The sequence below is a fragment of the Kitasatospora sp. NPDC023120 genome, assembly GCF_055560835.1.
Genome location: NZ_JBVHHY010000012.1, coordinates 217,713 through 229,818, shown reverse-complemented (window position 1 = coordinate 229,818; position 12,106 = coordinate 217,713). Strand labels below are relative to the sequence as shown.

The following is a 12,106-nucleotide window of genomic DNA, read 5'->3' as shown; positions in this document are numbered from 1 at the left end:
GCTAGCCTCTGTCAGCGGCGGGTCGTACTCCCGTGCCAATGGAGGGGAAAGTGGACCGGAATCGTGGGACCTCCGAGCCCGCCGAGCTGATCGACCTGCTGGGCGACTGGAGTTCGGCCGAGGGGCCGCTCTACCGGCGGCTCACCGAGGCCCTCGTCCGGGCTGTGCGCTCCGGCGACCTGCGCCCCGGCGACCGGCTGCCGCCCGAGCGGCGGCTCGCCGAGGCGCTGCCGGCCAGCCGGGCCACGGTGGTCGCCGCCTACGACGCGCTGCGCGGCTCCGGCCTGGTGGAGACCCGTCGGGGCAGCGGCACCCGGGTGTCGCAGGGCGCCGCCGTCCACCGGGCGCCGGTGGACGGGCGGGTGCGCGGCGGTCAGGCAACCGCGGTGATCCAGCGGCTGGTGGCGCCGCCACCGGACGTCATCTCGCTGGGGCAGGCCGCCGAGGCCGGCGAACCGGACCTGGCCGGGGCGCTGACCGAGCTCGTCCGCGAGGACCTGCCCGGGCTGGTCCGGGACGCCGGCTACCACCCGGCCGGGCTGCCCGTGCTGCGGGCGGCGATCGCCGACCACCACGCCGCGCACGGCCTGCCGACGGTGCCCGAGCAGGTGGTGGTGACCACCGGGGCCACCCAGGCGGTCACCCTGACCGCCCGGCTGCTGCTCGGACGGGGGTCGACCGCGATCGTGGAGTCCCCCGGGTGGCCGGGCTGCCTGGACGTCCTGCGGGCGGCCGGCGCGCGGCTGGTGGGCGTCGGCGTCGACTCCGACGGCATCCGGATCGACCGGCTCGCCGCCGCGCTCGCCGAGCACCGGCCCGCGCTGCTCTACCTGATGCCGACCTTCCACAACCCCACCGGCACCCTGATGTCCGCGGGCCGTCGGCGCCGGGTCGCCGAACTCGCCGCCGAGTACGGCGTGACCGTCCTCGAGGACAGCGCCCACGCGGCCGCCCTCGCCCCCGGGCAGGCCCCGCCGCCGCTCGCCGCGCACCCCGCCGGGGGCACCGTGCTGACGGTGGGTTCGCTGGCGAAGGCGGTCTGGGGCGGCCTGCGGATCGGCTGGATCCGCGGCCCGCGCGACACCGCGGACCGGCTGGCCCGGCTCAAGGCGCTCGACGACCTCGGCAGCCCGCTGATCGACCAGGCCCTCGCCGCCCGCCTGCTCCCCACCCTGCCCGCGCTCGCCCCCGAACGGGAGCGGCTGCGGAAGGAGCGGCTCGCCACCATGACCCGGCTGCTCGCCGCACACCTCCCGGACTGGTGGTGGCAGCCCCCGCACGGCGGCTCCGTGCTGTGGATCCGCCTCCCGGCCGGCACCGACGCCCGCGTCTACGCCCGACTCGCGCTGCGCCACGGCGCCGAGGTCGTCCCCGGCGCCACCATGGACCCGACCGGCGCCCATGACGACCACCTCCGGCTGCCGTACTCCTTCCCCCCGGAGACCGCCGCCGCCCTGGTCGCCCGCCTCGCCGCGGCCTGGGCCGCGCTCCCCCGCTGACGCTCCCGTCGTGCCCGGCCGGCGCTCCCGCCGCGCCTGCCGGAACGACTCGGGCGGCGTCAGGCCGGGCGGATGAGGCGGCTCTCGTAGGCGAAGACCACGGCCTGTATCCGGTCCCGGAGTTCGAGCTTCTGCAGGATCCGCCCCAGATGGGACTTCACGGTCGCCTCCGCGAGGTACAGGGCGGCCGCGATCTCGGCGTTGGACAGGCCGTGACCCACCTGGACGAGCACCTCGCGTTCCCGGGCGCTGAGCCGGCCCAGCCGCTCGTCGCGTTCGTCCCGCTCGGCGCTTGCGCCCTCGGGGATGTGCGGACGGAGCTTCTCCAGCAGGCGCCGGGTGATCCGCGGGGAGACCACCGCGTCCCCCGCGGCGACGCTGCGGATCGCGGTGAGGAACTCCTCGGGCCTGGTGTTCTTCAGCAGGAAGCCCGAGGCTCCGGCGTCGAACCCGGCGAAGGCGTACTCGTCCAGGTCGAAGGTGGTGAGGATCAGCACCCTGCTCTGCGGGGAGACCTCGATGACCTGACGGGTCGCCTCGATCCCGTCGGTCCCGGGCATCCGGACGTCCATGAGGACGACGTCGGGGCGCAGCTCCCGGGCGAGGCGTACGGCCTGGGCGCCGTCCGCGGCCTCGCCGACCGGTGCCATGTCGGGCTGGGCCTCCAGGACGGTGCCGAACGCCATCCGGAGCAGCGCTTCGTCGTCGGCGATCAGGATGCGGATCGTCATCCGGACACCTCCGTTCCGCTGCCGCCGAGGGAGAGGCGGGTGCGGACTCCCCAGCCGCCGCCCGGAAGCGGTCCGGCCTCCAACGTCCCCCCGTAGGCGGCCGAGCGCTCGCGCATGCCGGGGATGCCGTGGCCGGACGGTGTGGCGGCGGTGGGAGGCGGCGGGCAGGGACCGCTGTCGGTGACGTCCACGGTGACGGTCTCGGTCGAGCACCGGATCCGGACCTTCGCGTCCGTGCCGGTGGGTGTGTGCTTGAGGGCGTTGGTCAAGGATTCCTGCACCAGGCGGTAGACGGTGAGTTGGGCGGTGGCGGGGATGTGGGTGTGGCTGCCGTGGACCTCCAGGCCGGTCGGCAGCCCGGCCGCGCACATCTGCTCGGCGAGGGCCTCCAGTTGGGCGATGCCGGGCAGCGGGTGGCGCTCCGCGTCCGGTTCGTCGGTCCGCAGGATGCCCAGGGAGCGCCGCATGTCGGTCAGTGCCTGCCGGCCGGTCTCGGCGACCTGGAGCATCGCGGCGGTGGTCCGGTCGGGCGAACGGTGCTGCGCGTAGAGGGCGGCGTCGGTGAGCGCGACCATGACGGACAGGTTGTGGGTGACGATGTCGTGCATCTCCCGGGTGATGCGCGTCCTCTCCTCGGCGACGGCCAGTCGCGCCTGCTGCTCCTGTTCCCGCGCCAGGCGTGCGGCCCGTTCCTCCAGGGCGGCGAGGTAGGCGCGCGTGGTCCACACGTTCACGCCGAGGACGGCGGCGGCGACGGTCATCGCGGTGACCGCGACGAAGGGGGTCAGGAACGCGCCCTCCGCCGTCCAGCGCAGGCAGGCCAGCAGGACCCCTGCCTCCACGACGGCACCGGCGAGGAGCGCGCCGCGCCGGCCCGAGTTCGCGGCCGCCGTGTAGAGGGCCACCAACACGGCGATGTCCGCCGGGAGTTGGACGCCCACCAGCCACTGGACGAAGGCCGCGGCCGTCACCGCGCCGAACACCGTGCGCGGGGCCCGGCGCCGCCACACCAGGGGCAGCGCGAGGGCGGCGGTGAGGGCCAGGGCCACCGGCAGCTCGTGCGGCGCGCGGGTGGTCACGACGTTGACGAGGAGGAGCGCCGGCAGCAGCGAGTCCCACAGCACGGGCGGCAGCCGGGAACCCCACCGCTCGGCGGCTGTCACCAGTCGCGCCGCTCGCACGGAGGCCGCCTCGGTCATCACACGTCCCTGTCGCTTCGGCGTCGTCGTGGCCCCGGCACGTACCGCAGCCCCGTCACGATAGGCCGCGGGCCCCGCGGAACACATGAGTCCACCGTCTGATGGCACCGTGCCGGGATACGACCTCAGGAGGAGGCCCGTTACCTCCCGTGGTCGCAGCGCGGCCGCCGGTCCGGTGTGCTCGGCTGCTACGCCGGTCGCACCGGGACCTGCCGCGGATTGCGACCGCGGGCGCACCCGAGGGCGACCCGGGATCGATGCGGCAGCGCGTGCCCGACGCCGACGATGGCCTGGTGACCGAGATCATCGCGGGACCGTCCATGTCCCCCCTGGAAATCCTTGCCCTGCTGGGTGCCCTCGCGCTGGTGGTGGCGCGCTGGCTGCCCCACGTCGCCCGCCCGCCCGTCACCATCGCGGCGGGGGCGCTTCTCGTCCTGTCCGCTCTCGTGCTGGCTGTGGCGGGGATCCGCTGGCAGCTGCTGCCGGTACTGGCGGGCGCCGCCTTCGCGTCGCCCTTCGCCGTCGCCCCCCTGCTGCGAGACCGTCTCGGCCGCGGAACCGGCCGGCCGGCGTGGCGGGCCCGCTGGTGGCTGGCGTTGCCGGGGTCGGTGGCCTGCGTCGGCCTGATCGCCGCGGGCCCGGTGGCCGCCTGGGCCTTTCCGGTACCCGTGTTCCCCGAGCCGTCGGGCGACTTCGCGGTCGGCACCCGCGTGGTGCAGTGGACCGACCCGCGCCGTCCCGAGACCTTCACCGCCGACCCGGACGACCGGCGCACGGTCGTGGTGCAGCTCTGGTATCCCGCGCAGAAGAGCCCCGCAGGGGCGCAGCGGGCCCAGTACCTCGGACGCACCGAGCAGGAGGCGCGCACCGTCTCCGACGCCCTCGCCCGCGGAGTCGGCCTGCCGGGCTTCCTGGTCGACGGCGTTCCGCGTGCCCGCACCCGTTCGGTCTTCGACGCCCCGGTGGAGAGCACGGGGGGACGGTTCCCCGTGGTGCTGTTCTCACCCGGATCGGGCGGAGTGCGCACCCAGAACACGGCCTGGGCCGAGGAGTTGGCCAGCCACGGCTATGTGGTCGCCGCCCTCGACCACCCGTACGACTCCGCCGCCGTCGTCCTCGCCGACGGCCGGACGATCACCACCGAGACCGCGTCCAGCGGCGACCCGGAACAGGACGAGAAGCTGGCGGCCGACTGGACCGCGGTTCGAGCCGCCGACCTCGGCTTCGTCCTCACCCGGCTGGACGGACTGGACCGGGGCGAGGCCGCCGACCCGCTGACCGGACGCCTGGACACCGGCCGGGTCGCGGTGGCCGGCCACTCCATGGGCGGCGCCGCCGCCCTGCAGGCGGCCCGGCAGGACCATCGATTCGGCGCCGTCATCGATCTGGACGGCTACCCCCACGGCCCCACCTCCCCCTCCCTCACCCAGCCGACGCTGGCGCTCACCCAGGCCGTCACCCCGGCGACCGACCCGCGCTACCTCCCCCGCCTCACCGAGGTGCTCGACTCCGGCACCGCGACGAACTACCGGCTCACCATCCCCGGCGCCGCGCATCTCACGTTCATGGACGGCCCGCTGTACCTGCCGCCCGTGCCCTCGATCGTCGGCACCCTGGGCCGCACCGAGAGCCCGCGCGTCGTCGGCGCGGCCACCCTCGCCTTCCTGGACACCGTCCTGCGGGGCAAGCCCGGCGACCTGGGTGGCGTTCTGCCGGCCTACGGCGGTCTCAGCGTGTACCACCCCGCCGGCAGGTGACGGCGCCTGCCGTGACGGGGCTTCCGCTCTCGGCGCCCCGTCACGGCAGGCACACGCCCTGGAGGGCCTAACCGAGGGGCCGGCAGAGCAGGGCGTCCGGGACGCCGTAGTGGAGCCAGCGCCAGGTGTAGGCGACGCCCGCGAGGTACTCGTCGTCGGCACACTGGCCCTTGTAGTGGCCCGGTGCCCAGTCGCTCGCGGTCGCGCCGCCGGTGGCGGGGCGGTTGTCGCCATGGTCGAACCAGACGTTGCGGCCGGTGGTGGGCAGCGCCGCGGCGGCGGGTGCGCACAGGAGGGCGGACATGGCGTCGTCGTGCACGCTGTAGCCGACGGCGAAGGTGCGGTCGGGGCACTGCAGCTTGTTGTAGCCGGCGGCCCAGTCGCCGCCGGTGACGTACCGCTCGTCGGTGACGGTGATCCAGTCGCCGGTGCCCGTCGCGGGCTCGCCCGCGTCGGTGCACAGCCCCCGGCTGTCGCTGCGCCCGAGGCCGGTCAGGCGCTGGCCGTCCGGGCAGTTGCCCTTGCGGTTGCCGCTGCTCCAGTCCGGGCGGGCGAGCATCCGACGGGAGACGTTCCGGTCGCCGTGGTCGAGGTCGAGCATGTTCCAGTGGTTCACCGCTGCCACCGGGCCGGTCAGCGAGGGCGCGTCGACCAGCTTGCGCCAGTCGGGGGCGCGCCAGTCGCCGGGGTCGGTCAGGCCGAGCCGCTTGCCGCCGGGGTCGTAGGAGAGCAACGCCCAGTTGTCGTTCGGTGTACCGGTGGCGTCGGCCCAGCCGACCAGGGGCCAGATGGCGAAGTCGGTGTCGCGGGCGGCCAGGAGGTCGGTGAAGGTGTGCAGCCAGGTCTGTTCCTTGGCGTCGGTGGAACCGCGCCCGCCCGCGCCGAACTCGCTGATCCACACCGGGGCGGTGAAGTGCTGCCCCGCCCGGGTGACGAACAGCGCCTCGTCGTCCACGACCTGGGCGAGCTGCTCGGGGGTGAAGTCCTCGTAGCGGGGGTCGCTCGTCGCTCCCGGGCCGCTGCCCGCGCCGGTGTTGGCCGGGCCGGTGTAGGCGTAGAAGTGCGCGGCGTACACCAACTTGCCGGAGTCGATCAGGGTGTTGGAGAGGGTGCGCACCGGGGTGAGCATCGGGCGGCCGTGGCTGAAGAGCGCGGCGGGGATGCCGTACCAGTTGATGCCCTCCATGACGACGAGCATGTCGGGGTCGGCCTGCAGGATCCGGTTCCCCGCTTCCTCGAAGGCGGCGTACTCGTCGTGGGCGTCGCCCAGGCCCCAGTTGGGGTCGTCCCAGGTGTCGCGGCGGACCTCGTTGCGCAGGTCGGCGCCCACCACCCGCTTGTTGGCCTGGTAGCGCTTCACCATGAACACCCAGTCGTCCTCCCACTGCGCGGTCGACTGGCCGCTGTTCCAGCGCTCGTTGCCGTCCAGGCCGCAGCAGAAGCGGTAGCTCGTGGTGTGGTTGTTGAGGATGACCGCGAAGCCGTCGGCGGTGAGCGCCGCCACCACGGCGTCGTACACCTGCAGCGGGGTGCGGCCGCGCAGCTGCGGGTTGGCGGCGACGGCGGAGTCCGGCACCGCGGCGGTGTCGTGGACCATCGCGTTGGCGAACGGCAGCCGGATGCTGTTGAGGCCCAGGCCATGGAAGTCCGCCATCAGCTGCGCCATCGGCACCCGGTCCAGGCCCAGCGGGATGTTGTGCGAGACCTGCCGGGCCTGGTTGTTCGCGGGGTCGTCGACCGCCCCGCTGCCCTCCCAGGTGCCTTGGGCCCCGGCCCAGTTGGCGGCCTTCAGCTTGAAGCGGTTGCCGTCCGCGTCCACGATGTAGCGCCCGCGGGTGCTGAGCGGGCCGGTCCAGCCCGTCGTCGCCTGCGCGGCGGTGGCGGTGGTCGGGGCCGCTTCCGCGACGGCGGCACCCGCTGTCATCCCGGCGAGTACGGGCAGGCACGCGGCCAGGGCGAGCAGGCGCGTTCCGATTCTCTTCATGGTCATCCCGGTAAAGGTGAGGGTGGCACGGAATTGACGGGGACCGACCATAGCCGCAGATGTGACCGGCGGGTAGCCCGTGCGGCTGCGGCGAACTGCCGGGGAGCGACCGGAATTTCACCGAGCTTCGGTCTGCCCGACGGATCCTGCCGGGCAGACCACGGCCTCCGACGTCCGGAACCGGAACCGGGGTTCCGTGCACCCTTCGGCTCGGGGGTGAGCGCGGCCGTGATGCTCTACCGGGTCCTCCACGAGGAGCCGGAACTCCCCATATCGGACGGTGAGTTGCGCGCCATCGTGGCGGACTGCCTGGCCAAGGACCCGGATCGCCGCCCCACCCCGGAGCAGCTGCGCGACCGGCTGACGGCGCACGACCGGGCGGCGGGCGAGCGCCTGGAACGCCGGGACTGGCTGCCGCCCGCGATCGCCGCCGCGCTGGCCGCCCTGGCGGTCGAGCTGCTGGACCTGGACGGCGAGTCCCCGGCGGCACAACCGCCCGCGCCGACCGGGCGGTTCGGCCCGCCGCCGCCGTGGGCCGCCCCGCCGCTCCCGCCTTCCCCGGCCACCACCGTCCCGGCCCGGCCGTACCCGCCGTATCCACCGCCGGCGGGCGCCGGCCCGGCGCAGCCCGGTCCCCGCCGGTCGGGGCGCGGCACGCTGCTCCTCGCCGCCGTACTGGCGGCAGCGGTGGCGGGCACGGCGGTGTTCCTGGCCACCCGCGAGGACGGCACGGCCACCCCGAACCCGGGGAACACGACGCAGGCGGCGCCCGCCACCACCACGGCGACCTCCGACGGCGTGATCCCGGCCGACTTCCTCGGCACCTGGCAGGGCACCCTGGGCAGCGAACAGACCGTCCTCAAGCCCGACTTCACGATCGCGCTGAGCCAGGGCCGCCCGAACGACCCGGTCGCCCAGATCCACAACAACGAGGGCGCGGGCACCCGCTACTGCGACGCCGTCGCCAACCTCGTCCAGGTCACCGCCGACCGGGTGGTCCTGCGCACCGCCCCGATGAACGCGCTCAGCGGCTGCGCCGCCATCCCGCACGACCAGGTGTACACCCGCAATCCGGACGGCAGCCTGCACCTGCTGGTCGGCGGCTTCTCGGGGGACCTGCGGCGGAAGTAGCCCCGCGGCACGCGTCCGGGAGAGCAACACGCTGCTGCCGCGCCGCGCAGTCGCTACGGTGGGCGCCATGGCCCGTTTCGTCCTGACCCGCCGTTCCCCGGTGCCGCCGGCCGACTGCTGGGATCGGCTGACGGCCTGGCCCCGGCACGGCGAGCGGGTGCCGTTCACCCGGGTCTTCGTCGCCCGGGGCAGCGGCCGGGAGGTGGGCGACGTGGTCCTGGCCCGGACGGCCTTCGGGCCGCTGCGCTTCGACGACCCGATGGAGATCGTCGAGCTGACCGCTCCCGCGCCCGGGCGTGACGGGCTGTGCCGCCTGGTCAAGCGCGGCCGCCCGGTGCTCGGCGGGGCCGTGCTGCGGGTCCGGTCGGTGGCGGGCGGCAGCGAGGCGGTCTGGGCGGAGGAGCTGCGGATCGCCGGTCTGCCCCGGTTCGCCGATCCGCTGGTCGCGGCGGCGGGGCGGCTGGTCTTCGGCCGGGTCCTGGACCGGCTGCTGCGGTAGTCCGCGCCGCTCCCCCGTCACTCCCCGGGCCGGTCGGGGTGCCACTCCGCCAGCAGGATGGTGGCGTCGTCGCGCAGCTCGTGGTCCTGGTGGGTGACCAGGGCGTGGACCAGGCGGCGCAGGGCCTCGGGGGCCGGGTCCCCTCCGGCCATGTGCTGGACCAGGGTGTCGGCCAGTCGGCGCTCCCCGAAGAGCTCACCGGTGGCCGACCGGGCCTCGGTGACCCCGTCGGTGTGGACCAGCAGCCGGTCACCGGGCTGCAGCCTGGTGCGGTGGACGGGGTACGGAACGCGCTCGTGGAAGCCGAGCCCGAGCGGCAGTTCGGCCCGCCTGCGCAGGGCGTCCGTCACGATCCGGCGGTCCCGGATGAGCAGTGGCGGCGGGTGCCCGCAGTTGACCCAGGACAGTTCGCCGGTGACGGTGTCGAGGTCGGCGACCACCGCGGTGAGCAGCCGGTCCGGGATCCACCGGGTCAGGGTGCGGTCGATGGCCCGGACGATGTCGGCCAGGCCGCCGCCGGACCTCCGGGTGGAGCGGCAGGCGGCCAGGGCGACCGAGCTGGCGCCGCCGGAGGCGAGGTCGTGGCCCATCGCGTCGAACACGGACACGTGCAGGTGCCCGCCGGCCACCGAGTGGTCGAAGGCGTCCCCGCCGACGTCGTAGGCCGGTTCCAGGACCGCGCTGGAGGTGACGTGCCGGGTGCCGATGGTGCGCGGCGGCAGGAAGGCCCACAGCAGCTCGGCCTGGAGGCTCATCGGCTGCCGGCGTGCGGCACCGATGATGACGTCGCTGTACGTGCTCTTCGACACCACCAGCAGGGCGACCAGCGCCGCCAGCGCCTCGCAGCGGTCCGTCGTGTCCTGGTCCCGCGCGCAGCCCTCGATCCGCAGCACACCGATCCGCTCGACGCCGTCGACCAGCGGGAACCAGCCGACGGCGGGCGACCCGGAGGAGAGCTGGGTCTGCTGCAGCCGGTAGGCGCGGCCGCCGAGCGTCCCCTCGATGTCGACCAGGTGGTCCCGCTTCCCGTCCGCGGAGCCGGGCAGCAGGACGAGGTACCGCTGCTGGACGTCGGCCAGGAACACCGACGCCGCGTCCGCGCCCAGCTCCCGGGCCGCCTCCCGCACCAGGCCGGGCAGGTCCGCCGGCCCGCCGGACCGGCTGCGGGCCAGCAGCCGCGCCAGCACTCCGCCCGGCCTCGCGTCATCGCCGCTCGCCACGTCGCACCTCCCGTCGGGCCCGCGCCTACCCCGTGAGCGCCCGCCGGCACCGGAGGCCCGGGCCGGCCTCCGGTGCCGGCGGAGGCGGCGCGGCCCGTCCCACGGGTGAGCGGCCCGGGGTGCGGAGCGGCCCGGCCCGGCGCACCGTCGGAGACATGGCCTCGATCATCGTGCTGTTCGAGCTGGAGTCCGAGCAGGTCCTCGGCGCCGAGGGCGTCGGGCCGGGAGTGCTGGCCGTGCACGCCGCCGGCGCCGACCCCGACGTCCCGGAAGACCCCCAGCCGACCACGCTGTGCCGACGCGACACCCGCTCCATGGAGCACAGCCACTACGCGCCCGCCCGGCCCGGTGACCCCTGGTACCCGCCCGAGCTGGCCGACCGCCGCTGCCGGGAGTGCGAACGGGCCCTGGCCGCCGCCTGAGGCCTTCCCCGGTACGGGTCGTCCCGTGCCGCGGCCCGGGCATGAACGGGGCGGAAGCGGGCACACGCCGTCACCCGACCGACCGACGACCCGTGGAAGGACTCCCGCCATGCTGCTTCTCATTCTCGTGCTGCTGCTCGCACTCGTCCTGGGCGGCGCGGGCTTCGCCCTGCACGCCCTGTGGTGGATCGCGCTCGCCGTCCTGGTGCTGTGGCTGCTCGGCTTCGTCTTCACCGCGGGTGGCCGGGGCAGCCGCACCCGCTGGTACCGGTGGTGACCGCAGCCGTTGCGGCCCGGCGGCCTCACCCGGCCCTCGGTTTCACCCTACGCGCACCGGGCAGGCGCGACGTCACCGGAGACCTGCCCGACCGCCGTGGAGGAGACATGTCCCAGAAGATCAAGGAGATCATGACCGCCGGCCCGGTCGTCGTACCGCGGCTGGCCTCGGTGCGCGACGCGGCCCGCTGGATGCGCGACTCCGCCATCGGCGACGTCCTGGTCGCGGACGACGGCCGGCTCTGCGGCCTGGTCACCGACCGCGACCTGGTGGTCCGCGTCCTGGCCGGGGGCAAGGACCCGGACAGCACCAACGTCGGCGACATCTGCAGTACCGAGCTGGTCAGTATCGGCCCGGACGACGACGTCCCGCACGCCGTCGAGCTGATGCGCCGCCACGCCCTGCGCCGACTGCCGGTGCTGGACGACGGAAAGGCGGTGGGCATGGTGTCCCTCGGCGACCTCGCGGTGGACCGGGACCCGCACTCCGCGCTCGCCGACATCAGCGGCGCGGACCCCACCACCTGACCCGCGCCGCACCGCTCGGCCGACCAGGACCCGGCCATGAGGACCCCATGACCGAATCACCGCGCGAGCGGCCACTGCACGACACGGGAGGCGCGACCGGCCCGGCCGACCCGCTGCCCGAACCCGAACGCGGACACCACGATCCGGGCGCCGAGCCGGAGGACGAGGGCATTCCCGGAGCGCGACCACGCGCAGTCACTCGGAGCCACCGGCGGGGCAGGCAGCGCGGTCGGCCCTCAGCCCCGACAGCCCCGACGGCCGGTGAGGGCACCGGCCGTCGGGGTCGTACACGGGTCAGTGCGGGCCGCCCGGGGTCAGGAAGTCGCGCATCCGCTCGGTGAGCGAGCGTTCCGGGGGCGGCAGGTGGTCGGCGGGGTGTTCGGCCGGCCGCTGGTGGCGGGGTCGGCCGGTCGAGGACTCCTTGGTCTCGCGGACCAGGGCCGCCAGGGTGTGCAGCTCGGCCCCGCTGGTCACGGCTCGGACGGCCGGGAAGACCCGCGCCTCCTCGTCACCGGCGTGCCGGGTGACCTCCTCGGTCAGCTGCGCGACCAGGCGGTCGAAGAGGGGCAGGGTGACGTGGGTCCGGCGGAGTTCCCCGAGTAGCGCCTCGACCGTGCGGTGGTCGGCGAGTTCGCGCTCGACCACGGCCGGTCCGTCGGGCAGCCGCTCGCGGACGAGCGGGTAGAGGTGTTCCTCCTCGGCCCGGGTGTGGCGGACCAGCTGATCGGTCACCAGGCCGACCAGGTCCTTGCGCTGCGGGTCCCCGCTGGGGAGGCCGCTGAGTTCGCTGAAGCGGACCCGGATCGACCGGTGGTCGGCGGTGAGCAGCCCCAACAGGTCTTCGTCGTGGTGCACCGGTG

At 75.0% G+C, this 12,106-nt stretch carries 12 protein-coding genes; 7 read left to right on the top strand and 5 right to left on the bottom strand.

The features are described from left to right. Positions 1–50: 50 nt before the first annotated feature. On the top strand, positions 51–1,499 hold the full coding sequence (locus ACZ3TI_RS19980) for an aminotransferase-like domain-containing protein (protein WP_465727876.1): 1,449 nt from the start codon (positions 51–53) through the stop codon (positions 1,497–1,499). Positions 1,500–1,558: 59 nt separating this feature from the next. On the opposite strand, the gene ACZ3TI_RS19975 is transcribed toward ACZ3TI_RS19980, so the two are convergent. Both ACZ3TI_RS19975 and ACZ3TI_RS19970 read right to left on the bottom strand, forming a co-directional pair. Next, the gene (locus ACZ3TI_RS19975) at positions 1,559–2,230 is read right to left on the bottom strand and encodes a response regulator (protein WP_465727874.1); all 672 of its coding nucleotides are present in this window, start codon (positions 2,228–2,230) and stop codon (positions 1,559–1,561) included. Next, the gene (locus ACZ3TI_RS19970) at positions 2,227–3,429 is read right to left on the bottom strand and encodes a sensor histidine kinase (RefSeq protein ID WP_465727872.1); all 1,203 of its coding nucleotides are present in this window, start codon (positions 3,427–3,429) and stop codon (positions 2,227–2,229) included. The genes ACZ3TI_RS19975 and ACZ3TI_RS19970 overlap by 4 nt, the downstream gene beginning before the upstream one ends. A gap of 257 nt (positions 3,430–3,686) precedes the next feature. On the opposite strand from ACZ3TI_RS19970, the gene ACZ3TI_RS19965 reads away from it, so the two are divergent. Then, a complete protein-coding gene (locus ACZ3TI_RS19965) occupies positions 3,687–5,186 on the top strand; it encodes an alpha/beta hydrolase family protein (protein ID WP_465727870.1) in 1,500 nt (499 codons plus the stop codon). A gap of 67 nt (positions 5,187–5,253) precedes the next feature. Here ACZ3TI_RS19965 and ACZ3TI_RS19960 read toward each other — a convergent pair whose 3' ends face one another. Next, a complete protein-coding gene (locus ACZ3TI_RS19960; protein WP_465727868.1) occupies positions 5,254–7,176 on the bottom strand; it encodes a glycoside hydrolase family 5 protein in 1,923 nt (640 codons plus the stop codon). A 210-nt stretch (positions 7,177–7,386) separates the two neighbouring features. Between ACZ3TI_RS19960 and ACZ3TI_RS19955 the strand changes: the two genes are divergently transcribed. Both ACZ3TI_RS19955 and ACZ3TI_RS19950 read left to right on the top strand, forming a co-directional pair. Then, the gene (locus ACZ3TI_RS19955) at positions 7,387–8,301 is read left to right on the top strand and encodes a serine/threonine-protein kinase (protein WP_465727866.1); all 915 of its coding nucleotides are present in this window, start codon (positions 7,387–7,389) and stop codon (positions 8,299–8,301) included. Positions 8,302–8,368: 67 nt separating this feature from the next. Further along, entirely contained in the window at positions 8,369–8,800 is a 432-nt protein-coding gene (locus tag ACZ3TI_RS19950) for an SRPBCC family protein (protein WP_465727864.1), read from the top strand. Between the two features lie 17 nt (positions 8,801–8,817). Here the strand turns inward: ACZ3TI_RS19950 and ACZ3TI_RS19945 are convergent, their stop codons facing one another. Then, positions 8,818–10,020: a PP2C family protein-serine/threonine phosphatase gene (locus ACZ3TI_RS19945; RefSeq protein WP_465727862.1), complete on the bottom strand. Its 1,203-nt coding sequence runs from the start codon at positions 10,018–10,020 to the stop codon at positions 8,818–8,820. Between the two features lie 155 nt (positions 10,021–10,175). On the opposite strand from ACZ3TI_RS19945, the gene ACZ3TI_RS19940 reads away from it, so the two are divergent. From ACZ3TI_RS19940 to ACZ3TI_RS19930, 3 genes are all read left to right on the top strand, one after another. Next, positions 10,176–10,442, top strand: a complete 267-nt coding sequence (locus ACZ3TI_RS19940; RefSeq protein WP_465727860.1) for a hypothetical protein — start codon at positions 10,176–10,178, stop codon at positions 10,440–10,442. Positions 10,443–10,551: 109 nt separating this feature from the next. Then, entirely contained in the window at positions 10,552–10,719 is a 168-nt protein-coding gene (locus ACZ3TI_RS19935; RefSeq protein WP_465727858.1) for a hydrophobic protein, read from the top strand. Between the two features lie 107 nt (positions 10,720–10,826). Further along, positions 10,827–11,246 (top strand): CBS domain-containing protein, encoded by a 420-nt coding sequence (locus ACZ3TI_RS19930; protein ID WP_465727856.1) that lies wholly within the window; start codon positions 10,827–10,829, stop codon positions 11,244–11,246. 294 nt (positions 11,247–11,540) lie between these two features. On the opposite strand, the gene ACZ3TI_RS19925 is transcribed toward ACZ3TI_RS19930, so the two are convergent. Beyond that, complete coding sequence (locus tag ACZ3TI_RS19925; RefSeq protein WP_465727854.1) at positions 11,541–12,101, bottom strand: hemerythrin domain-containing protein; 561 nt, start codon at positions 12,099–12,101, stop codon at positions 11,541–11,543. Between the last annotated feature and the right edge of the window lie 5 nt (positions 12,102–12,106).